Here is a 23,868-nt window from a genome sequence, read left to right on the forward strand (position 1 = left end):
TTGATAAAAGATATTTTAATCTTTACTTAAAAGAATGTGAATTTAGGTACAATTATAGGAATGAGAATTTATATCTGAAAATCCTGGAAATTATCAGAGAAAATCCTCTATTCTTATCATGACCCTTATTTTTTTATATTTTCGATATTATGTGGTCACGCGCCCGTTTTACCGTATATAAGCTTTTTGACGATTTTCGGGTCGTTTTTTCATTTTGGCCGGCGAAACAAAACAAAAAACGGCCGGATTCGTCAAAAGTATAAAATATTTTACAAATGTTTGTTTGGCGGCGGGTCTTGCTGTCTTTTTTCCGAAATGGTTTTATACCTGAAATTGGGATGAACAAATTACTGCAATAAGCAGAAATTAGCGGGGGAGGTGAATCTCCATGGCAGCACCAGCAAAGAAAGATGCAAAAGCAGCACCGGCAAAAACCGATGCAAAAAAAGACAGCAAAGCAGCATGCGGCTCGAAAAAGAAGTAATTTGAATACGTTCATGACGTTTTCAAATGAAACAAATCGTATCAAAAATGATCACATCATCTCAATTCATCCTTCCGGATGAATTGAATTCTTTTTTCCTGATAAGTTCCGTCCAAACGGAAAACAATGAATAACAAATTCAATATCATAATACTGAATAGCTTCGGCTGTATCGTTTCTATATTCAGTCGGCTGAGTTTCAACTGTATTGAAAAAGGTCGTCCGCCAGCTTTGCTCATTACATTTTGAAAAAATGATCGCGGATTTGGACAAAACATAAAAATGAGTGCCATAACGCGCGCGCATGCCGGCGTTTGGAAAAAGAAAGAAAAAGAAAATACAGAGAAAAAATGAAAAAAGAAATTATGAAAAAAGAAATTATGAAAAAAGAGAATATTAAATTGGTTCAATTTAATATTCCGGGTCCATGCCGTCAATCGTCATGAACGCTGATTCCATTTCCTTTTTCTTCTTCACGCGGTCTTTTTTATCCTTTTCGATTCCGATGGCTTGGACCGCGCCTTCATATAAGGATTCCAGTTCTTCGGCGGAGTTGAGCGTCAGAACACAAAGCGCTTCCGGAAGGCTGCCGTTTTCAACGATCAATCCTTTGAAAACGTGGCCGACGGCGCCTGTCAACCGTTCGATTTCGGCGGACACGTCGTCCATACCCAAGTATTTTTTATCGCCTTTTAAAATAACCATGGCACGGCCGGCTTCTTTGTAAACGTCGGTGGAGAACAGAAGTCCTCTGGGCGACAGCGCGTTTTGAATGACCGTTCGAATCGGCATATCGCTTTCGGCTTTGAAGTAACCGATGGTGGCCAAACCGGCGCCGCCTTTCATCACGGTTTTAAAGTCACCCAAGTCAGTGACCATCATCATTTCGCTGTCCAGCGAGTCTAAGAGGAAAATGAGACGGCGGGCGATCATCGCGTTGATGCCGTCGTAAGCGTCTTGGACGTTGCCGCCGATGGATTTTAAGTATTGGTTGTCGGCCAAAATAATACCGTCGCAAGGTCCGTCACGAAGCTCTTTGAGCATGAAAGCCGCGTTTTGAAGGTAAAGCGTTCCTTCCTCACGGAACGGGAGAACCACAACCGTGTAAATCGGGAAGTCGTGGGCTTTTTTGAGCTCTTCCACCAACGGCGGCGTAAAAGACGAGCCGGTTCCGCCGGAAGCCGATGTGATCACGAAAGCGACGTCGAAATTGCCGCGTTCTTCAATATTTCTTAAAATGGTTGCTTTTTGTTGTTCAAAAACCTCTTTGCCGATTGTCCGGTTCGCGCCGACGCCATGAAGGTTTTTGATGTGGATTCTGTCTTTTGCTTTGGTATATTTCATTTCTTTTAAGTCGTTAATGGCGGTGTTAATCGCCACGGTCTGCACATTGCTGTGGTATTTGTGTTTTGAAATATATTTTGACAGGCCGCCGCTTGCTTCTTTGGTGGTTGATCCTCGGTTCATCGCCTGTTTATTGATCGAATCTAAAATTCTGTTTCCGCATTGACCGTTTCCGATAATTAAAACATTCAGCAAAAAAATTCCTCCGGAAAAAATGAAAATTGTTGGGTTGTTGAGTAGTCGATTATTTAATAAATTGAATTAAATCTCAAAATGTGCTCCCTTCTTTTAGGAAATTTTCAGTTATATAGTTCACGTTCAAAATATTATACAAATGATTGAATATTTCCAAAAATAGATTCTGAAACCGTTCCATTCGATTTGTTTTCAAAGATTATTTCTCAAACGAAGAATTGTTTTTAAAAAAAGGAATCATGCCGCCCATTCGGGCGGCTCGTTTTTGATATTCGGCAAGCCGGTTCTGTCGCCTGTGTGTCGTCTGTGTGTCGCTGGTTCTGTCGCCGGTGTGTCACCGATCCTATCACCGGTTATATTACCGGTTTTGCTTGCCGTTGTTGTTTACCGTTAGAACTTGTATTCTCTGTGCCGTCTCCAGAAGAAGAATCCGATGGCCAAGATGAGAATCAGCGGTATCGCCAAAATATACGGGAAACCCGGAATATTAAAAGCTTTTTCGAGTGATTCGTTGGCAACCGCATTAAAACTGAATGTTCCCAAAGAACCGCTCTTCTTGGCGTTGTTGTAGGTATAGTTGTACGTCGGCGTCACTTCATAATATCCGGAAGCGTTTGCCGTTATCGTATAATTGTACACCTTTTCGTTGTTCGGCGGAATCTGGTCAACATACAGCGTTACTGTGCCGCCGGAAGTTGAAATTTCTTTTCCGTCAACGATCACATTTTGCGGAACATTGAATTCAACGCTGACGAATTGAGCCGGCGATGTTCCGGTATTCCGGATCCGGAGCGTTCCGTCAATTTTCGAACGGGTTTGGTAATCCACCGTGTTGCCGCTGACCGAATTATTGAATTCAAGCGCCGGCAGTTCTTCCACCGTCACGGTGGCGCCGCTGGTTTGATTAAATTCATACCGCGTTCCGGCTGAGTTTTCCGCCGAAACGGTGACGTTCTTTAAGGTATACGAACCGGGCGCGGTCGCCTTGAGCGTATATTGGAGGACCGTTTCATTTTCGCCGACGTCGATGGATTTGACGCTGGTTTTATTGATCGTTGACCCCGTCAAAACAAACATTTCTTGAGACGGGTCCGAAACGGTCACATTGAGCGCTTCATATTTTCCGGTATTTTCCACGAAAACAGTGACGGTTATCGTTCCATCAACGCTGATGGCCGTCGGACTGGCCGTCTTTGTGATTTTAAGGACAGGCTTTCCGGTTCCTTCAACTTTGGAGTGCCCGCCGGTCACATACCGGTTGGTGGTGACGTCTTCATTTGTCCACATGTTCAATTTAACACTGCCGCGGCCGCTGGCTCGGAAATCTTCCGCTTTAATGGTATAGTTGCCGCCTGTTGCGGAAAAATTCATCGTGTCGTTGAGTTTTAACCGGGTGGAGGATGATCCGACTTGCGTCCACTTGTCGTTTTTCCATTCCCATATGGAAACTTGAGCGCTGCTGTTGTTGACTTCATCGTCCGATACACCAACAACCACATCAATCACGATATTATTTAACTGATAACCGTCTCCGCTGTTAATCCAATCCGTTACTTCATAAGCTGCTGCCGGCGCCGCTGCGAGTATGAGACACAGAGCCGCAAGAGCCAGCATGACGGATGCATTTTTAATTTTCAAAATGATTCCTCTCTGTAATTGATTCTGTTTTTAAAAGGAGCAAACGCGTCAATCTTTTAAATATTTAAAAAATTTCCACATTCACACACGACATATAAAAATTTTAAATATTAAAGCTGATTGTTACACAAATCTGTTTAAATATTCACTGGAAATCAGTAATCCATTTATTTTATTTAAACATTTATGAAATATCCATCTGTATGTTTATTATAATTCGACGCGATGCATTTCATTCCGTCTATATCTTCGTTGAAAAGCGATATTTTAAGAAATTCTGTTTTTAAAATAAAATATCAATAAAATATCAATAAAAATGTAAAAAATCAAGCAGACAAAATCTGCTCGATTTTTGAAACGGCGGCATTCTTGGCTTTTTCAATGTTTTGAGCGTTCGGTCCGCCGCCCATAGCCAAATCCGGCTTTCCGCCGCCGCCGCCGCCAACGACGGTTGACATTTCTTTTACCAGGTCGCCGGCGCGGATACCTTTTGAAACGGCGTTCTTTCCGCAAGCGGCAACGGCTTTAACGCCGTCTTTGTCGCTGAGCAAAACAGCGGCGACGTCATCGTCTTTTAAAAGTTCGATGGCGGTCATCCGCAAAGCGTCGGTGTCCTCCCCTCTGGTGACGAACGTGACGACTTTGACGCCGCCGACAACGTTTGCGTTTTTCACCATCTGAATCACACGGGTACCGGCTACTTCGGCTTTCAAGCGCTCGTTCTCTTTTTGAAGGGATTTCCATTCCTCAAAGAACCGGTCGACCGTGGCTGGCAAATTCTCCTGCGGAATGCTGAGCGTCTGCGACGACGTTTTCAGAAGTTTTTCCATCTCCTGAATGGCGGCAACCGCAGCGGTTCCGGCGGCGTATTCCAGCCGCTCGACGCCGTCTTGGATGCGTTCGGTTTTTAAAATTTTAATCGGACCGATGACGCCGGTGTTTTGACAGTGGGTACCGCCGCAAGCTTCGATGTCGGTGCCGACTTTGACAACCCGGAGCGTCTTTCCCGGCGGAACGCCGCCCTGGTAAAGTCCGAATCCGTATTTTTGTTCGGCTTCCGTCCGGTCTAAGCTTTCAAACCCGACTTTTTTGTTTTCCATCACCATTTTGTTGGCCAGCAGCTCAATTTCATTGAGTTCTTCCTGAGTGATGTGTTTGTAGTGAGAAATATCTAAACGGGCGCGTTCTTCCGTCTTTTGGGCGCCGGACTGCCAGATGTGGTTGCCGAGAACCTTGCGGGCGGCGTCGTTGATGATGTGGGTGGCCGTGTGGTGGCGCGAGTGAGCCATCCGCCGGTTTTTATCCACTTGACCAATGACCATGTCGCCGCGGTTGATCAACAGTTCCCGATCGGACACGTCGAGTTTGTGAACCACGATGCCGTCAATCATTTGAACGTCGATGACGTCGTAAACAAAGGTGCCGGCCATGATCATGCCGTGGTCGGCTTCCTGTCCGCCGCCTTCCGGATAGAAGAACGTGTTGTCCAACACCACATAATCGCCGAAAACGTCTAAGACGACGCCTTCAAATTCCATCCGGTCCGGCTCGTCGTAATAGAACCGCTTCGTTTGCGGCAAGCGTTCCAGTTTGTCAGCATATTGGAATTCCTGCGTTTCTTTTTCGCCGGCCTCGCTGTGCATGTCGGCGATGAGAGAATAGAAATTGTCCGGGAAATCCACTTCGACGCCGACTTCTTTGGCGGCCTCTTTGGCGATTTCCGGCGGAATGCCGTGGCTGTCGTAAATTTCCATCAATTCTTCGAGCGGAATCTTTTGCCCCTGCTCTTTGTATTTGACGGCGGATTTTTGAATAATCCGTTTGCCGCGCTCAATCGTCTGGCGGTATTTTTCTTCTTCCCCTTCCAGAATCTCTTTGGTGACGCCGAAGTTTTCTTCAAACTCCGGATATTCCGGCATATTTTCAATATGCAGCCAAACGATGTCTGACAGCGGCACTTGAATGCCTAAGTCGTTCATCAGCCGGATGGTTCGGCGAATCACGAGGCGGGCCAAGTATCCGGCTTTGACGTTGGACGGAATAATGCCGTCGCTGAGCATAAACGTTAAACAGCGGGCGTGATCGGCGATGGTGTACACCTTTTCGACCGGATCCATGATTTTGTTGAGTTCCTCGACATCCATACCGATTTCGGCGGCTACTTTTTTCCGAAGTTCCATGAGATTGGCATTGCCGCTCACGTCCATGACGCCGGCGAATTGGGCGTTGCGGGAGAGAATTTGAGCATATTTCGGGTCGTTGAGTTCGTGTTCGATGCCGGCCAAATTCATGAGCTCTTGAACGACTTTGGGGAAAATGGCGTCGTAAATGGTCGGGGAGCCTTTGGAAGCCCAGACGAAACGTTCGAGACCGTAACCGGTGTCGACGATGTAGTTGTCCATTTTGACGTATTTCTTGCCTTTGACTTCGATGTCGCCGTTTTTGGATTCTTTCAAATTCATGAAAACCAATGTGGCGAGTTCCAGTCCGCCGACCATCACTTCAACGGAAGCCCCGGCGTTGCCGCCGCCGGCCCACGGATTTTTAATGTAGGTGACGTCTTTCGGGTCGGCGCCCAAACTCATTAAAAGCTGGTCGCACAGCTCGATGGTTTTGTCTTTCCAGTAGATCTCCTTGCCGGTTTTGTTAAAAACGTGGTGGGCCATCATTTCAAAGGTGGTCAGATGGCGGCCGGTGCGGCCGACGGAGTCTAAGTCGTTGAGCCGGATGCACGGCTGAGAAATCGTTAACGGGTTGGCCGGCGGCGGAACCAGTCCCGACGTGACGAACGGCTGAAAATCAGCAATTGAAGCAATGGTTAAGTAAATGTCGTCGCGCCAGCGGGCGATGACCGGATAGCGGTCGATACGGGTATGGCCGCGGTCTTCGAAGAATTTCAGATAATATTCCCGCATTTCGGTCAGGTTCATCGGGGTTTTGAAAATCGGTTTGCCGATGAAAGAATAATAGTCGCACGGAGCGTCGCCGCAAGTTTCTCTTTGCGGGTCGCGGGTCCAATAAATATTGCCGCATTTGCTGCATTCTTTTTGAGCAAATCCGTTTTCTTTAAAATAGTCTATGTTGTACTCGTCGTCGAGCATAGTCATCCCATCCCTGTTTTATGTTATTTTTGGTTTGTTGTTGATGATTGATAAAAATTGCGATTCATCCGCCGTTGAATTGATTCTTGTTCGGCTTGAATCGGATTATTGTTTGTAAAGCGTCACCGTCCGTCCGCGGACGTCAATAAGAGCCGCGTTGCATTTTTCCGCCAGCGCCGCTCCCGCTTCTTTAATGTCGTCGACTTCATCGGAATTGCGGTGAATTCTGACTTTAACCAGCTTTTTGACTTTCAGTTGCTTTTTCAGTTCATCGATCACGGAATCCGAAAGACCGTTTTTACCGATGCTGATGAGCGGGTCCAAATTGACCGACTCTTTCTTTAAAGCGTATTGCTTGACTTTATCCATAATGTTTAACTCGTTTTCATGAATTTATCAAATTTATATATTCGAAAATTTAGTCCTTGAAAAGTTCTCAGGGATTATAAATCTTCCTTTTTAATCCGAACGGATTTGTTTTGGTTGATCTGATTTTTATTTAATTTTTCAATATAATTTTAATTTTTTCATCGGCAATTCTTTTAAAACGAAATCCGGGATGGTAAAATCAGACCATAAAACGAGACATTTTTTGAAAATGCCGGCAAAAACGAAAACGAATGTAATTATGTGTGCGGCGCTGTCCGCCAAAAAAAGAAAAACAATATTAGATTTTTAGGTTGGATTATGATCGGATTTTCCGACGGTTACTCCAAGTATCCGATCACGGTCACCAATGAAGTCAAAACCCCAAGCAAGATCCACCAGCCCGTTTTAATCCAGCCTCCCATATCAAATGCAGGCGTATCCAGTGGTTCGGGTGTGTTTGGAATGGTGAGCGTGTATATATCATCATTTTGAGTCATTTGAATCCCCTGTGATAGTTTTTGTGTTTTTTCAGAACGTGATTTTTCTCCGAATTTCGGTCGATTCTGATGGTTTATGATCTCAGGATCTTCCCGTCATAAATTTTCAGAGATTATATGTAATGATTTTCCATTATCTTTTTGAAATTATATCTAGTAGTATATAATTTTTATTAAAAAATATTATTGAAAGGTCATAATTTTTACACAATTTCAAGAATAATATTGAAAAAATAAAAAAATATGAAGCAAAAATACAAAAAAAGAATAACTGTAAGCTCAAAAAAGTGAAGGAAGAATTAATATGCGGAAAAATAAAAAACAACCCTTGTTTTTGACGAAACATGAAAAACGGTTGCCATAACGCGTGCGTCGGCCGCAATTCAAAAAAAAAAAAAAAAAAAAAACAGAATAATAAAACAGAATAATGAAAAAAAATATTAAAAAAGAAAGAAAAAAGACCGCTTTTGCGGTCTTTTTAATTTAAATTTTTTAATTTAAATATTGATTTTCATCAAATATCTGTTGTACGCACAAACAACCGGCGCAATCAACAAAGTCAAAACAACAGGCACCAATACCCACCAGTCGTTCAGTTGGCAGTAGTTCAAGTAGAAAAACACAATGGATAAAACCACCAGTGCCATCAGAACCAGGTGAATAATCCACCATTTGTTGTGCAGCTGAAGTTTGAATTTCTTATACAGGAATGCGCTTTCCGCAATCATCAACATGAATAACAATGCTATCAGCCACCACCATGGGAAAACTTTACAGGGAGATTCGGCCGTATTCGGAATCGTGAGCGTGTACACGTCGCCGTTTTGCGTCAAATTGTATCCCGAAACCGGCTGAATCGTCATGTCTTCATTGATCACGATTTTTATGCCGCCGTCAATTGCTTGATAGCCGTTTGGCGCATTCGTTTCATAAATCGTATACGTGGTACCGTGCGTCAGATAGATTTTTTCCGTGTGACCGGATTGGTTGGTTGTGTAAACCATTTTCGGATTGAAGGAGCTGCCGTTTGCGTCACAAATTTCAAACGTCGCTGTCAGTTTTTTGGATGGGTCGGCACTGTCGATTTTATCCAAAATTAACATGGCGCCGCTGTTGCTTGATTCAAATCCTTGTACGACGACGGTGTTGTTCGGAGGAATCGTCGCGTTGCCGGTTCCGCCACCCCCGGTTGTGTTGTTTCCGCCGGCCGGTTTGGGGCGCAAGTGAGAGGCGTCTTCTTCCAAAATAGCTGTCTGCCAACTCAAAATCGGAATCCTGTAATCGTAAGACAACGGGTCGCTGTAATCATTCGGTTTCCAAACGCCGGCAGCCGCAAACCAAGACCAGCCGTCAGTTCCGGGATCTTGTTCCCAGACTTCTTCAGACGTGACGTCCGCAACATCAAAATTCGTATTGATTGTACCGGTCATGATCATTTTTTTCCAAGCGTAAACAGAATCTTTTGCCAATACGGCCGGATCGCCAAAGCCGATAAAACGACTGATGTTGGTGGTTCCCGTTACTTTTTCGTTCAAAGCGCTGCAATTCACAACGGACAGCTGATTTCCGGCAACATCGGGATAAATTCCAATCAGCCCGCCAATGCTGTCATTGCCGCTGACGTCTCCGACCGTATAGCTTTCGATAAGATTCCCTTTGCCATAAGATCCGGCAATACCTCCAACATAATCACCATCCGCATCGACATTTCCGGTGGTGTAACATTGAGTAATATTTCCGGCAGAAATAGACCCAACGAGCCCACCGCCATAATCTCCGCCGATGTCAGTATTTCCTGTGGCGTAACACTGCGTAATATTTCCGGCAGAAATAAACCCAACGAGTCCGCCGGCATAATTCCCACCGATATCGACATTTCCGGCGGCATAACTATTGGTGATGTTGCCGTTGCCCAAAATATCGCCCACAAGGCCGCCACCGTAATCCCCGCTAACGTCAACATTTCCGGCCGCATAACATTGTACAACATTTATAACAGTTGAACGCCCGACAAGACCGCCGCCGCCATATTGCACATTTACATTTCCGATAGCATAACTTTGGACGACATTGGCAGCCCCAATGTAACCAACGAGACCACCGGCGTGTTTATCCCCATTTACGTCTCCGGAAGCATAGCTTTTCAATATCGTTCCTCGGAAAAACTGTCCAATAAGGCCGCCGGCATATAAACTGTCGGAATTTATATTGGTAGAATCGACATCTCCTGTTGCATAACATTCTGATACGGTTCCATTAAAGTAATATCCGACGAGACCCCCGGCATATCCGCTCGGTGATGTCACACTTCCGGAAGCATTGCTTTTTAATATGTTTCCGTCGCTGACATTTCCGACAAGACCGCCGGCGTATAACCCAGACATCACATTTCCTGTTGCGTAACTTTCCGATATCGTTCCGTTAAAATCCCCTACAAGACCGCCTGCAATATGTATATCTGCGCTGACAGTCCCTGTCGCGTGACATTTTGAAATGGTTGCGTTGGTAACATTCCCGGCAAGACCACCGGCGACAAATTGGTCTGCCCTCACGTTTCCGGAAACATAACAATCCGACATGGTTCCGTTGTTGAGTACTCCGACAAGGCCGCCAACTTCCTTTCGGCCGGTTATGTTATACGAGTCGGCGGCTGTGAATGAACAATTGAAGATAGTAACACCCGATGTAGCTGTGCCATTTCCAACGCCTGCTAAGGAACCAAAATAATATTTATAATTTGTACCATCAAAATTTGTCAAATTTCCTTGCGCGATTATATGAACATCTTTTATAATTCCGGAATTGCTGCTTGTACTTTTGACATTACCGAAAAGCCCGTACCCATCATATCTTTGGTCAAGGATCGAAACGCTGTTTGTTTTTGTAAAAGTTGTCTCTTTTGTAAACGTAATTGAATAACCATCTCCATCAAAAGTTCCGGTAAACGGATTCCCATAATTTCCGATGGAATTCCATGTTGCTGAATTAATTTCGATATCTTTTGTCAAAATGTAGTCGCCGGCCAAATTACTTCTTATTGCAGATAACTCGGCCTCATTCGTAATCGGAGTCGGATCCGCTGCCGCCACGCCGGCAAGCAAAATCACTGATAAAAAAATCGATATCATAAACATCGGAAAGATACTTTTTATCCAACTGTCTTTTTTAAAAAATTGAGTCATAAAAACCTCTGATTTTGTTAGAAATATACTATAATTAATTAAAATGTGAATATGACATCTGATTTAAATCTGTTGATTTAATAATATTATAAAATTCATCAACTATTAGATAACTCATTGAAGATAGTTCCTAAAAACAATCGGGCAACTGAATTAAGGAAATTAAAATAGTGTAAAGAAGAAAAAAATTAAAAATAAAATATCAAGATGAAACAAAAAAAGAAAGAAAAAGACCGCTTTTGCGGTCTTTTTTAATTTAAACTTTTCAGTTTAAATTTTGGATTTCATCAAATATTTATTGTACACACAAACAACAGGAACAATCAACAAAGTCAAAGCAACCGGTACTAAAATCCACCAGTCGCTCAGTTGGCAGTAGTTCAAGTAGAACAGCACAATGGACAAAACAGTCAATGCGATCATGATCAAAAGAACGATCCACCACTTGTTGCTCATTTGTGTGTTGTATTTTTTGTACAGGAATGCACTTTCCGCAATCATCGCAATGAACAGAAGCGCAATCAACCACCACCAAGAGAAAACTCTGCAAGCGTCAGACGCCGGAGTTTCGACGACTTTGTTCGGAATCGTGAGCGTGTAAATATCGCCGTTTTGCGTCAAATTGTATCCCGAAACCGGCTGAATGGTCATGTCTTCATTGATGACGACTTTTATGCCGCCGTCAATCGCTTGATAGCCTTCCGGCGCTTTTGTTTCATAAATCGTGTACGTGGTGCCGTGCGTCAGGAAAATCTGTTCGGTGTGTCCGGATTGGTTGGTCATGTAAACCATTTTCGGATTAAACGAATTGCCGGTTGCGTCGCAGATCTCAAACGTCGCCGTCAGCTTTTTGGATGTGTTGGCGCCGTCCACTTTTTCCAAAGTTAATGTTGCACCGCTGCTGCCACTTGATTCAAAGCCGGCTGCCGTGTTGTTCGGAAGAATCGTTGCGTTGCCGGTTCCACCGCCCCCGGTTGTGTTATTTTCGTCGGCCGATTTCGGGCGCAAGTGAGAGGCGTCTTCTTCCAAAACAGCTGTCTGCCAGCTCAGAACCGGAATTCTGTAGTCATAAGATAATGGGTTACTGTAATCATTCGGTTTCCAAGAGCCGGCCGCTGAAAACCAAGACCAGCCATCGGTTCCCGGATCTTTTTCCCAGACTTCTTCGGACGTGACGTCTTCAATATTAAAATCCGTATTGATCGTTCCGGTCACGATCATTTTTTTCCAAGCGTAAACAGAATCTTTTGTCAATGCGGCCGGATCGCCGAAACCGATAAATCGACTGACATTGGTTTTTCCTGTTACTTTTTCATTCAAAGCGCTGCAATTCACAACGGACAACTGATTTCCGGCAACGACGGGATAAATTCCAATCAGTCCGCCGACGCCGTCATTACCGCTGACGTCTCCGACCGTATAACTTTCGGTGATTTTTCCTTTGCCGTAAGATCCGACAAGTCCGCCGACATAATTTCCCCCTGCGTCAACATTTCCGGTCGCATAAATTTTGTTGATGGTACAGTTCGCCAAAATATTGCCCACAAACCCGCCGCCATAATCCCCCTCGACATCAACATTTCCGGTGGCGTAACACTGACTAATACTTCCGTTAAGAACAGACCCTGCAAATCCGCCGGCATAATTTCCGCCGACGTTGACATTTCCGGTCGCATAACTTTGGTTGATGGTACAGTTCATTGAAATATCGCCCACAAACCCGCCGCCATAATTCTCCCTGACATCAACATTTCCGGTGGAATAGCACTGTGAAGTCGTTAGGAAACTTGAGCGTCCGACAAGCCCGCCACCCATTGATCCCGAATTTACATTTCCGGCGGCATAACATTGGATGATGCGGGCGCTTCCGACGTCACCAACAAGACCGCCGGCAAATTTTTCCGCATTCACGTCCCCCAAAGAATAACTATTCGATACCGACCCCCCGAAAATCCACCCAATAAGCCCACCGGCACTTATCCCGCCGCTTCCAGTCGCACTGACAGATCCTGTCGCATTACATTCCGATATGGCCGAAGTCGAATTGACAAATCCGATCAGACCACCGACATACCCGGCATCAGCTGTCACATTTCCGGAAGCATTGCTTTTCGCGATCGCCCCATTATAGATCATAGTTCCGACAAGACCACCACCCTTCGACTTTGATGCTACGTCTCCTGTTGCGTAACTTCCCGATATGGATCCCTTATCGAAATTCCCGACAAGACCGCCGGCAGTACGCCCATCGGCCGTCACATTTCCTGTTGCATTACTTTTGATAATATTTCCGACTCCAAAATGCCCGACAAAACCCCCGATGGAGTTATTCCCACTCACGTTGCCGGTTGCATAACTTAAGGAAATGTCGCCTAAAGTCATGTTGCCGACAAGACCGCCGGCTTCATCATCAGTCGCCGTCACGTCGCCGGTTGCATTACTTTCGGAAATATTTCCGTTTCCATAATGCCCGACAAGACCGCCGGTGGAATTTTTCCCGCTCACGTTTCCGGTTGCATAACTTAAGGAAATGTCGCCTAAAGTCATGTTGCCGACAAGACCGCCGGATTCATAACCAACCGCTTTCACGCCGCCGGTTGCATGACTTCCGGAAATATTTCCTTGTTTTTGCCTGCCGACAAGGCCTCCGGTGATGCCATTCCCACTCACATCACCTGTTGCATAACTTTCGGAAATATCACCTAAATTCATAGTACCGACAAGACCGCCCACATAATACGATCCGTTTATGTCTCCGGAAGCATTACTCTTGGAAACATTTCCTTGGTGGTGAGTGCCGACAAGACCACCGGCCGACCCAAAACTGTTTATGTTTCCGGTGGTATAACTTTCAGAAATATCTCCACTCATACAAATTCCGACAAGGCCGCCCACAGCAGTACTTCCTTTTATGTTTCCGGCGGTATAGCTTTCGGAGATACTCCCGTTGCCGGTTCCGACAAGACCGCCCACATAAAGCTCTCCGGTTATATTTCCTGTGGCATAGCTCTTAGAAATGTCGCCTAAAGTCATATTGCCGGCAAGACCACCGGTGAAGTTAGTTCCATTCACGTTTCCGGTGGCATAACTTAAGGAAATATTTCCTTCTTTATGATGCCCGACAAGACCGCCCAAACAATTCGCTCCGGTTATGTTTCCGGTGGTATAGCTTTCAGAAATATTTCCTTTTGTAAAGTTGCCGACGAGGCCGCCCATCCAACCATTTCCTGCGACGTCTCCGGTTATATCTCCTGTTGTATAACTTTCAGAAATATTTCCTTCGACACATTGGCCGACAAGGCCGCCGGCATTAACCGCCCCCCCGTTAACAGAGAGAGCAGAGTTACAATTGCTGATTTCGACGTTATGAGCATATCCAACCAATCCACCGGTACTATTATTTCCGGTAATTGAATAAGCGGAATTGGTTGTTGTGACAGAGCAATTGGAAATTGTCATCATGTCGCCCGAATTATTACCGACTAAAACCCCGAAATTTGTTTTATTGTCATTTGTTAAATTTCCATCCACAATGATTGTAAGATTTGAAATTTTTACGGGGGTTGAACTTGAACCATCGACACTTCCGAACAAGCCGCATCCATCATATACCCTAAATGTGTTCCTGAAAACAGTGTCTCCTTTAAACGTAATATTTTTTCCGTTTCCGTCAAAAGTACCGGTAAAAGGATAATAAGAATTTCCGATGGAATCCCATTCTCCGGCATCAATGATTAAATCGTTCATCAAAATGTAATTCTTGGATAAATTATCAGTTGCGGAGATGTTTTTTAAATCATCGACCGTTTTTATTTCAACCGGATCGGCCGCCATTGCTGTTCCGCTGAACAAAATGACAGCAATTAAAAATGCTGCGCATAAGAGTGAAATTTTCAACCTCATAGAATCTTCCTTTTTTAGATAATGGTAATATTATATTATTAGTCTAACAAATGTTGAAAAACAAATATACTTAAAATAGCCATTATAATATCACCATTATATATGTTTATCGCGAATATATGATTATATGACCTTTATCAAGAAAACGAAAAATTGTAGAAGCTGAGTGGAAAAAAAAATGAAAAAATGTTAAAAATAGTCTCAAAAAAGAAAGAAAAAGACCGTTGAAGCGGTCTTTTCAAGTTTAACCATGTCAGTTTAACTTTTCAGTTTAAACCTTGTTTTTCAGCAAAAATTTGTTGTACACGTAAACGACCGGCGCAATCAGTAAAGTCAAAATAACCGGTACCAATACCCACCAATCGCCCAGTTGGCAATAGTTCAAGTAGAACAACACGATTGACAAAACAGTCAACGCAATCATAACTAAGAGAACGATCCACCACTTGTTGCTCAGCTGCGGTTTGTATTTTCTGTACAGGAAGGCACTTTCTACAATCATCACGATGAACAACAGCGCCACCAGCCACCACCACGGGAAAGCTTTGCAGACGCCCGCGTCAGCCGGCATCTCTTTTGCGGTATTCGGAATTGTGAGCGTTTACACGCCGCCGTTTTGCGTCAAATTGTATCCCGAAACAGGCTGAATCGTCATATCGTCGTTGATGACGATTTTTATGCCATCATCAATTGCTTGATAGCCGCTTGGCGCATTCGTTTCGTAAATCATGTACGTCGTGCCGTGCGTCAGATAGATTTTTTCCGTGTGCCCGGATTGATTGGTGGTGTAAACCATTTTCGGGCTGAATGAATTGCCGCTTGCGTCACGGATTTCAAACGTCGCCGTCAGTTTTTTGGATGTGTTGCTGCTGTCAACTTTTTCTAAAATCAAAATGGTGCCTGTGCCGTTGCTTTCAAATCCTTCCGCAATGGTCGTGTTATTGACAATGGACGCATTGCCGGTTCCGCCGCCGCCGTTACCGCCTGGCCGGATATATCTGAGATGTGAAGCGTCTTCTTCCAAAACGGCTGTCTGCCATTTCAAAATCGGAATTCTGTAATCGTAGGAGCGTGCGCTGCTATAATAATTCGCCTTCCAGCCGGCGGCCGTCAATGCGGACCAGCCGCTTTGTCCGGGATTGAGTTCCCAGAGTTGTTCGGAAGAAACGTCGGAAACATCATAAGTCGGATCCGTTGTGCCTGTCACAGTCATATTTTCCCAGGCGTAAACATTTGAAGCAATGGTCGGCGTACCGGAAACGCTAACATTTCCAAGAACGCGGCCGACGTTTGTTATCCCTTCGACTTTTTCATTCAAAGCCAAGCTGTTTGAAATATCCAGAATCGAACCGACGCCTCCGGTAAAATTGCCGACCAACCCGCCGGCATAATTCGTTGCCTTGACGTCTCCAACCACGTAACTTAGAGAAATCGTTGCCTTTTCTGCTTTTCCGATTAATCCGCCGGCATCAGAAGTTGTCGCTTCGACGTTTCCTGTCGTGTAACATTTGGAAATATCGACACCGATGTTACCGACGAGTCCGATAAGACCGCCGGCTTCTGTATCCGACTTAACGTTTCCGGTTGTGTAACTTCCCGAAATATTACCAACGCTGAATTGTCCGACAAGTCCGCCCGCCGAATGACCTGATCCGGTCACATTTCCGGAAGCACTGCAGTTAGAAATACTCGTGTTCGATATGTGTCCGACAAGTCCTCCGGTATTGTTTACACTGTTGACGTTTCCGGCGGCATAACTTTCAGAAATATTGCCGTTGAAGATCCACCCGATCAAACCGCCAACATCGTCGCCCGACCCGGTCGCCGTAACATTTCCGGTGGCATAGCACTTTAAGATATTACTGTTGCCATTAGATAATCCGATCAAACCACCCGCATTGCCTATACCTCCGACGGTGACATCTCCGGCCGCATAACTTTCTGAGAGGTTTGTTCCGTGGAAACTGCCGGTCAGCCCGCCCGCAGAATAGGCGGCGTATACATTTCCGGTGGCATAGCTTTTAGAGATATTACCGGATTGAAAATTACCGACCAAACCGCCGGCATAATCGCCATTATTACCCGTTACATTGCCGATTGCATTACAGTTGTCAATGTTTCCGTTTCCGATTCTTCCAACCAAACCGCCGGTATCTTGATTAATTGATTCAACATTGAGATTGGAAGAACTATCTTTAATAGTTCCGTTTCCGAGATAGCCAATCAAACCACCAACGAAACGATCCCCTTTAATTGAATAAGAAGCGTCTGTTGCTGTGACCGTACAATTTTCAATATGAACAGCGCTACCGTTGATGGCCTATCCAATCAACGCACCCGTGTGTTTATTGAAAATGTTCGTGTTATTGTTTGTCAAATTTCCGGAAACCATGATGGCGACATTAGAAATGTCTGCTGAATTGCCAACGTTTCCAAACAAACCATAACTGTCATTTGTATTGGCACTGTTTGTGAAAGTCGTATTATCCGAAAATGTGATCGTATGACCGTTTCCATTAAAAGTCCCGGTAAACGGGGTTGAATTATTGCCGATTGACTGCCAACTTCCGGAACCGATTGATATGTTATCCGTGAGAATATAATCTCCGGACAAATTTGTTGGCGTATTGATTGCCATCAATTCTGCAATGTTATTAATCGGCGTTACCGCCGCTGCTGTACCACACAATAAAAATATTGTTAAAAAAATTGTCAACCCAAATAATAATGATTTGCCTTTCATTGAATCACTTATTGAAATTCTATACTCAATTACCCTACTCAATTACCCCGTTTTTTTATAAAATGAATAATATAAATTGATTATTTATTAATAATCAATCCGAATTAATAGAACTTCACAAATAAATACATTATTGACAGTATAATCTTATAAGCCCTTATGAAAATTACAACATTGATGTAAAGATAACAATTTTTATAAAATTGATTTTCTTCTAATTGTTCTAAATAAAAATGTTAAGAGAATGCCTGTATTGAAATTTGATGCCGATACGTATGGTTTTGAAATGCTTTGGGGTTCCCTTGGTAAAATTTATAAACCCTGAATGTATTACAGGTACCAAAATCGTGCTTTATTTTGTTAAACCAAAATCCGTGCCGCATCGGGCTAACCATCATGCATAGGATACATCGCCAGAGATTTGGGTCGGCGTGTAATGATGTAAAAGGCGGGTAATCCCCAAGTGTTTTTCAGTTGAGCCGTTTTTATTATTTGTCTTATTACGCATTCAACTGCACATTTATTATCAAAAATTATCAATGGAGAAATTATCATGGTTAGAAAGCCGGCAAGTATGTACAGAAACATCAGACAACACTCTTTCACCCGCAGAAAATACATGGGTGGTGTCCCCGGTGTTCAGATTATTCACTACGACATGGGTAACTTGACCAGACAAGACTACCCCGTCAAATTGTCCCTCATGGTTGAGGAGAAATGCGCGATCCGCCACACCGCTCTTGAAGCGGCCCGTATCACCGCCAACAGATACATGACCAACAAAGCCGGCCGCGGTAACTTCCACATCAAGTTGAGAGTCTACCCGCACGAAGTTTTGAGAGAAAACAAGCAGGCCACCGGCGCCGGTGCCGACCGTGTTTCAAGCGGTATGCGCGGTGCATTCGGTAAAAACGTCGGAACTGCCGCCCGTGTCGTTCCGTTGCAAAGAATCTTTACCATTTCCGTTGACAAAGAACACTTCGCCTTCGCCAAAAAAGCGCTTCAAAACGCCGGCCAAAAATTGCCGACCCCGACCAGAATCGTGATCGACAAAGGCGCAGAACTCGTTTTGTAAATCAACAGCATAAATTCGGAAGTTTTTCCGAATTTTTCTTTCTCTTTTTTTCTTTTTGCTTCTTCTTCTTTCGTTCTCTACGTTTTGTTTTTCTTTGGCGGACAGCTTGCGCGCGCGTTACAGCAATCATTTTTGACGAATCGTCAAAAACCGCCTCCGTTTTTCAATTCAAAAAATTTTGGTGTAATACCTTTTTATAATATCTTGTGGTTTGTTGTAGAAATCAAAACCCAATAATGAGGAATAAAGATGGATAACTATGAAAAACTTTTAAACCGTGCCATTGAACAACTTCCGGATGAAGAAACGACGGATGAACGTTTTACCGTTCCCGACGCCAAACTCTTTTCCGAAGGCAAAGCGACCGTTCTTGAAAATTTCGCCAACATCGCCGACGTTTTACGCCGGGACCCGGACCACTTGATGAAATATCTGACCCGCGAACTCGGAACGGCCGGAAAGCTTGAAGGCGGACGCGCCGTTTTCCAGGGACGTTTTACCCGCGACCAAATGGATACGAACATTCAAGGTTATGTCGAAGAATACGTGATTTGTTCGGAATGCAACCGCCCGGACACCAGCCTTGAGAAGAACGAACGTGTTCTGATTCTCAAATGCGCAGCCTGCGGCGCGCACCGGCCGGTCAAAAAGAGACAGACCACCGGCACAAAAGCAGCGACAACGCTGGAAGAAGGCGGAACGTACCAAATCCGGATTGAAGCGGTCGGTTCCAAAGGCGACGGTATCGCCAAGTTCGACAAATTCACCATTTTCGTGCCGGGTGCCGCTAAAGGCCAGGAACTCAGCGTCAAAATCAAGAAGATTACCGGATTTTTGGCGTTTGCCGAAAAAGCTCAATGAATTCGTCATCGGCGTTTGGTCCAAATTAAAATATAAAATAAAAGTATACGATAAGTATAATTATATGGTTGGAAGTTATTAACTTTTATTTATCTCTTAATTTCCTTCCTATACTTGTCTTCCTGATGTTTTATATTTTAATTTTTCAATATCGGTGGTATTTGTGACAAAAGATTCCATTCCTGTCTTTCATAAACCGGGCATAACGATTTCTGTTTCCCGAGACAGCGACTCCAAAATACAACTTGAGGGACGGGGTCCGCTCAAAACGATCGCGAATCCGTTTATCTCTATCATGAACAAACGGCTGGCCGAAGAAAAGCCCGCCAAAGTAACGGACGACGCCGTTTATCCGTCCGCTTGGCTGCCGCCGATTCCGAGTCCGGTTTTTGACCGCTTGGTCAAAGACGAGATGAGAATCGCAACGCACAGATTCGTTCCGGAAACCGTTTCGATTGAAGCGACCTGCAAATACAATCCGCACGTTCACAAAAATTACGGCATTGCCGGCGCCGGTCAAAAACTCAAACAAATTGATCCGCCCGAGCCGTCCGCCGATCAAATTAAAAGCGCGATCGATCAGGCACTTGAGATGGGTGCCGTCGTGATTACGTTTACGGAAGGCGATCCGCTTCTCAACAACAACATTTTTGATTATATTGACTACGTCGACAAATCCAAAGCCGTCGTCATGGCGTACACTTGGGGTTTGGACTTTTCGCCCGAGAAAGCGCGCAAACTCAAAGAAGCCGGCCTTCAGACGCTTTTGGTCAGCATTTATTCGACCAAACCGGCTGTTCACGACAAAATGCGCAACATTCCGGGCGCTTACGACAAAGCGGTCGCCGCCATCAAGTACGGCCTTGACGCTGGTTTGTTGGTGACGATGGCAACGCACTTGGATAAGGACCGGGTCAATGAAATGGAAGACTTGTACCAGCTCGCCAAAAAACTCGGCGTTCACGAGTTTTCGATTTGGGAAACGGCGCCGACGATTGAAGGCATCAAACAGATGGGCGCCGAGGGACGCAAGAAAATCAATGCGTTCTATAAGAAAATCAATTCGACCGAAGGCGGTCCGCGCGTCTTTTCAAACACCGTGTTTGAAGGACAAATGTTCGGCGCCATGGCCGGCCGGCGCTGGCTTCACGTGACGACGACCGGCGACGTTTGGGCCGACCCGTACATTCCGATGTCGTACGGCAACATCAACACCGAACCCATGACGGAAATTTGGAAAAAGATCCGCAAAGAACCGGTTTTCAAAGAAAAGCGGGAAACACATGCGCTTTACGACCCGAGTTACCTTCAAAAAGTGAGAACGGCCAACGATTGGGATTTCCGCGACGTCAAAGACGACGATCAGGAAAAAAACAAGAACAAATCGAAAAATAATCAAAATTCAAATTATTCTAATCATCAAAATTCAAATAATCAAAACCAAAATCGACGATAATCATCGATCATATCTAAAAATAAAGACACAACAGGAGAATAAAAATGGCAAAAGAAGATAATTTTGAAGAAGTCATTGCAGATGTTGAAGACGGGGAACCGACCGCGTATGCAGAAATTAAAATGGGTGGCGGCTGGTACATGGCTATTTCTTTAGAGAGAAGCGAGCGCTTTGACAAAGAATATGTGGAAATTTCCAAAGAACGCGCCGGCAAGAAGCGGGCCCGTTTTAACCTCAGCCCGAAACACACCCGGGTTCTCGGCGAAGCGCTGATTAAGTTCGCCGACGAAAACGAGCTGGACAAGTTGGGCAGCGACGAGAAAGAGTAAGAAAAAATTTCGTCGCAAAAAATTCCGTCGCTTCGCTAGGAATTTTTCAAGGGCGGTGGGAGTCTGTTTCTATTGAGTTCGCTTCGCGAACGGCTCCCTTCGGTCGCTCATTTGTTCTATTTTCTCTTTTTTTGACGGGCGGCATGCGCGCGCGTTACGGCGACACTTTTTTTGTTTTGATTTTTTAAAAACATGGGTCACTTTTTATTGATTCGATTAGTTTGGCGCTTGTCTTATTCAGTTCAAGCAAATCATCCCGTAAAATCAGATGCGAAGCATCTGTATTTTATGGATTCCACTCTGCAGATACAATCTGAATTAGAAACAGTGAGGTTCAAATCGGATCAAGAAATATGTGTATTTTTGGAAACGGGCGGCGCAAACTGCAATCTAAAAACTGTTAACTGCGGGTGCGACCTATACTGTAAATTAGAATGTATTGACTGATCGGATTCAGCAAAATAAAAAAACGGAGATAGATTTTTGAAAATATTAAAAACCAATGCCGTAACGCGCGCGCCGGCATCTCAATAAAAAAATATCAGTTATTAAAGAAGAACGTCATCCAAGTAAACCTAATAAACCAAAATGGGTAGACCGATGTTTTTAAACATCGGTCTTTTTGGGTTGAGTACAGATTCTTCGTTTTTGGTTTTCTGTTTTTTATTTTGATTTTATTTGTTTGGGTTGATAAACAAATGAAACCAAAAACATGATGATCGGCAAAATCGTAAGATTTGTATGCCGTGTACATGATTGATTGTCTACGGAAAAGGTGGCATTGAGCTTATTTCCGTTTCGGCAATCTCTCATGAGTTAATGTCAGACCGGCGCTTGCTTAAAAGGGCAAGCGCCGTTTTTTTGGGTTATTCTCCTTCGTCCTCTTTTCTCTTCTTCAACACGATAATGAACCAGATTCCTCCGAGTACGATTATAGCGGCGAACAAGAGAATCAATATCCAAAGCCAACTTGGGATCTTGGAGCCGGAATCCGGATTCAGATCAGTTCCGTTGGAACCGGTATTGCTGTCGTTTTCAAATCCTTCGCCTGAAGAGTTGTTTTCTTCTTCGGCCGGTGGTTCGGGCATGAGCATTCCGCCATCGTTATCTTTGATGGTTGCATTGCCGGTACTGCCGCCGCTGCCCGATTTATCATTGACTGTCAAGATTGCCGGTTGGGAAAGAGAACTGTCAGTGTCACCATAAATATTTTCCACGATGACGATGTAGCGCCAGCCGCTCATGGATGCGTCCGTGACCGGGGTGGTGTAAGTTGCATCGTTGCCGTAGTTGGGAACATCCATCCAACCGTTGCCGTCATTCATGTCAACTTGCCATTGGTAAGCCAATCCTTTTCCGGTGGCTGTGACACTAAAGGTCGCTGTTTGACCAACTGTCACCGTTCTGTTTTGCGGGTAGCTGGTGATTTCAAACTCAATGACTGTTAAGGTTCCCGGGATGGACGTCGCTCCCAAGGAGGCGTAATCAGTCACTATAGCGCGATATTGCCAACCATCCATCGACAGATCTGTTACACCGGTTTCAAACTTTATGCCGGCGTTCAAAACGGTTCCGTCGGGTGTTGTGACATCGACAAATCCATTGCCATCATTTTTGTTGACCTGCCATTGAATGGCGTACGGTGTCGTCGAAACACTGTCCGTGTCGACGATTGTCACTTCAAATGTCGCATTGTGATTTTCTTCTTCAGTAACACTTGCAACCGTCGCCGTAAATCCGGTTGCCTGAACAACCGTCAAAACAGCTTCGTCAGAGGTGACTACGTCGCCCAAGTTTCCGATGACGATCACTCTGTATTGAGTGCCGTCCATGGAAAGGTCCGCTGCCGGTGTTGTGTATGTGGAACTGATTTCACCGGAAATGTTGGTGAACGTCAAACCGTTGTTCGTGGATTCTTGCCACTGGTAGGAAGCGGCGTTGTCCGCCGTGATTTCAAAGGTGGCTGTTTGTCCTTCGGAAACAGTTTTGTCGGTGGGCTGCGCGGTGATTGTTGCCGCATCGGCCGGATCAATCACTGTTAACGTTGCCGCATCGGATTCGACTGTATCGCCTGAAGTGCCGGTGACAACGACTTTGTATTGCGTACTGTCCATTGCCACTGTTGTTGACGAAATAGTGTACGTTGCAGATGTTTCACCTGTGATGATTGTCAGGGTTGTTCCATCCCATTCATACCATTGGTAACTGGCGGCATTGGCGTTTGCCTCAACCGTAAAGCTGGCCGATGATCCTTCCGGAACAACGATGTCTTCGGGTTGTGTGATGATGACAACATTAGAACCGGCGCCGACAACAGTCAATGTTGCAGCATTCGATTCCTTAACATCGCCTTCTGTACCGGTGATCACAACTCTGAATTGAGTTTGGTCATCTGCCAGAACGGTTGCAGGCGTGGTGTAACTGTCAGAAGTCGCACTTGAAATGTCGCTGAATGTGACGCCGCTGTCAGTGGATTTCTGCCACTGGTAAGAAGCTGCGTTGTTTGCAGCCACGTTGAAGGTGGCTGTTTCGCCTTCAACCACGATTTGACTGACAGGCTGCGCGGTGATTGTTACAGCGTCGCTTGTGCTCACAACAGTCAATGTTGCGGCATTCGATTCCTTAACATCGCCTTGTGTGCCGGTGATCACAACTCTGAATTGAGTTTGGTCATCGGCCAGAACGGTTGCA

The 23,868-nt window shown here is 44.8% G+C and carries 15 protein-coding genes and 1 pseudogene; 4 read left to right on the plus strand and 12 right to left on the minus strand.

Going from position 1 to position 23,868, the window contains the following annotated elements; all coding sequences use genetic code 11:
- Window positions 1-895: 895 nt before the first annotated feature.
- The 11 genes and pseudogenes from MsAg5_RS08600 to MsAg5_RS08645 form a co-directional block, all read right to left on the minus strand.
- The gene (locus MsAg5_RS08600; protein ID WP_338100223.1) at window positions 896-2,023 is read right to left on the minus strand and encodes an FtsZ/tubulin family protein; all 1,128 of its coding nucleotides are present in this window, start codon (window positions 2,021-2,023) and stop codon (window positions 896-898) included.
- Window positions 2,024-2,413: 390 nt separating this feature from the next.
- Complete coding sequence (locus tag MsAg5_RS08605) at window positions 2,414-3,661, minus strand: CARDB domain-containing protein (protein ID WP_338100224.1); 1,248 nt, start codon at window positions 3,659-3,661, stop codon at window positions 2,414-2,416.
- Between the two features lie 326 nt (window positions 3,662-3,987).
- On the minus strand, window positions 3,988-6,762 hold the full coding sequence (alaS, locus tag MsAg5_RS08610) for an alanine--tRNA ligase (protein ID WP_338100237.1): 2,775 nt from the start codon (window positions 6,760-6,762) through the stop codon (window positions 3,988-3,990).
- Between the two features lie 105 nt (window positions 6,763-6,867).
- Window positions 6,868-7,131 carry a YhbY family RNA-binding protein gene (locus MsAg5_RS08615; protein ID WP_338100225.1) on the minus strand — a complete coding sequence of 88 codons (264 nt, stop codon included), beginning with the start codon at window positions 7,129-7,131 and terminating at the stop codon, window positions 6,868-6,870.
- A 338-nt stretch (window positions 7,132-7,469) separates the two neighbouring features.
- Window positions 7,470-7,628, minus strand: coding sequence for a hypothetical protein (locus MsAg5_RS08620; protein ID WP_338100226.1), 159 nt, complete (start codon window positions 7,626-7,628; stop codon window positions 7,470-7,472).
- Window positions 7,629-8,125: 497 nt separating this feature from the next.
- Window positions 8,126-10,756 (minus strand): GLUG motif-containing protein, encoded by a 2,631-nt coding sequence (locus tag MsAg5_RS08625; RefSeq protein ID WP_338100227.1) that lies wholly within the window; start codon window positions 10,754-10,756, stop codon window positions 8,126-8,128.
- 324 nt (window positions 10,757-11,080) lie between these two features.
- Window positions 11,081-14,713 (minus strand): GLUG motif-containing protein, encoded by a 3,633-nt coding sequence (locus MsAg5_RS08630; protein ID WP_338100228.1) that lies wholly within the window; start codon window positions 14,711-14,713, stop codon window positions 11,081-11,083.
- Window positions 14,714-14,984: 271 nt separating this feature from the next.
- A complete protein-coding gene (locus tag MsAg5_RS08635) occupies window positions 14,985-15,284 on the minus strand; it encodes an ABC transporter permease family protein (RefSeq protein ID WP_338100229.1) in 300 nt (99 codons plus the stop codon).
- A gap of 30 nt (window positions 15,285-15,314) precedes the next feature.
- Complete coding sequence (locus MsAg5_RS09400; protein ID WP_420847006.1) at window positions 15,315-15,926, minus strand: MSCRAMM family protein; 612 nt, start codon at window positions 15,924-15,926, stop codon at window positions 15,315-15,317.
- A 450-nt stretch (window positions 15,927-16,376) separates the two neighbouring features.
- Window positions 16,377-16,940 (minus strand): annotated as a pseudogene (locus MsAg5_RS09405) (GLUG motif-containing protein); the annotation flags it as partial.
- 93 nt (window positions 16,941-17,033) lie between these two features.
- A complete protein-coding gene (locus MsAg5_RS08645; RefSeq protein WP_338100231.1) occupies window positions 17,034-17,351 on the minus strand; it encodes a hypothetical protein in 318 nt (105 codons plus the stop codon).
- Window positions 17,352-18,009: 658 nt separating this feature from the next.
- Between MsAg5_RS08645 and MsAg5_RS08650 the strand changes: the two genes are divergently transcribed.
- The 4 genes from MsAg5_RS08650 to MsAg5_RS08665 all read left to right on the plus strand — a co-directional run bounded on the left by MsAg5_RS08650 (window position 18,010) and on the right by MsAg5_RS08665 (window position 21,177).
- Entirely contained in the window at window positions 18,010-18,531 is a 522-nt protein-coding gene (locus MsAg5_RS08650) for a 50S ribosomal protein L16 (RefSeq protein WP_338100232.1), read from the plus strand.
- A 249-nt stretch (window positions 18,532-18,780) separates the two neighbouring features.
- Window positions 18,781-19,392, plus strand: a complete 612-nt coding sequence (locus MsAg5_RS08655) for a translation initiation factor IF-2 subunit beta (RefSeq protein WP_338100233.1) — start codon at window positions 18,781-18,783, stop codon at window positions 19,390-19,392.
- Window positions 19,393-19,555: 163 nt separating this feature from the next.
- The gene (locus MsAg5_RS08660; RefSeq protein WP_338100234.1) at window positions 19,556-20,848 is read left to right on the plus strand and encodes a radical SAM protein; all 1,293 of its coding nucleotides are present in this window, start codon (window positions 19,556-19,558) and stop codon (window positions 20,846-20,848) included.
- A 122-nt stretch (window positions 20,849-20,970) separates the two neighbouring features.
- Window positions 20,971-21,177, plus strand: a complete 207-nt coding sequence (locus MsAg5_RS08665; RefSeq protein ID WP_420847007.1) for a hypothetical protein — start codon at window positions 20,971-20,973, stop codon at window positions 21,175-21,177.
- Window positions 21,178-22,043: 866 nt separating this feature from the next.
- Here the strand turns inward: MsAg5_RS08665 and MsAg5_RS08670 are convergent.
- The coding region (locus MsAg5_RS08670) for a hypothetical protein (protein WP_338100236.1) at window positions 22,044-23,868 on the minus strand (1,825 nt) is incomplete at its 5' end.

Origin of the sequence: Methanolapillus africanus (assembly GCF_032714475.1) — an archaeon.
Taxonomy (GTDB): Archaea; Halobacteriota; Methanosarcinia; order Methanosarcinales; family Methanosarcinaceae; genus Methanolapillus; species Methanolapillus africanus.

What these genes read in the sequence shown, in the direction of transcription:
- MsAg5_RS08650 (WP_338100232.1), top strand. Translation starts at nt 18,010, where the DNA reads ATGGTTAGAAAGCCGGCAAGTATGTACAGAAACATCAGACAACACTCT.
- MsAg5_RS08620 (WP_338100226.1), bottom strand. Translation starts at nt 7,628, where the DNA reads ATGACTCAAAATGATGATATATACACGCTCACCATTCCAAACACACCC.
- MsAg5_RS08615 (WP_338100225.1), bottom strand. Translation starts at nt 7,131, where the DNA reads ATGGATAAAGTCAAGCAATACGCTTTAAAGAAAGAGTCGGTCAATTTG.
- MsAg5_RS09400 (WP_420847006.1), bottom strand. Translation starts at nt 15,926, where the DNA reads ATGACTGTGACAGGCACAACGGATCCGACTTATGATGTTTCCGACGTT.
- alaS (WP_338100237.1), bottom strand. Translation starts at nt 6,762, where the DNA reads ATGCTCGACGACGAGTACAACATAGACTATTTTAAAGAAAACGGATTT.
- MsAg5_RS08630 (WP_338100228.1), bottom strand. Translation starts at nt 14,713, where the DNA reads ATGAGGTTGAAAATTTCACTCTTATGCGCAGCATTTTTAATTGCTGTC.
- MsAg5_RS08645 (WP_338100231.1), bottom strand. Translation starts at nt 17,351, where the DNA reads ATGGCAATCAATACGCCAACAAATTTGTCCGGAGATTATATTCTCACG.
- MsAg5_RS08625 (WP_338100227.1), bottom strand. Translation starts at nt 10,756, where the DNA reads ATGATATCGATTTTTTTATCAGTGATTTTGCTTGCCGGCGTGGCGGCA.
- MsAg5_RS08655 (WP_338100233.1), top strand. Translation starts at nt 18,781, where the DNA reads ATGGATAACTATGAAAAACTTTTAAACCGTGCCATTGAACAACTTCCG.
- MsAg5_RS08665 (WP_420847007.1), top strand. Translation starts at nt 20,971, where the DNA reads ATGGGTGGCGGCTGGTACATGGCTATTTCTTTAGAGAGAAGCGAGCGC.
- MsAg5_RS08635 (WP_338100229.1), bottom strand. Translation starts at nt 15,284, where the DNA reads ATGCCGGCTGACGCGGGCGTCTGCAAAGCTTTCCCGTGGTGGTGGCTG.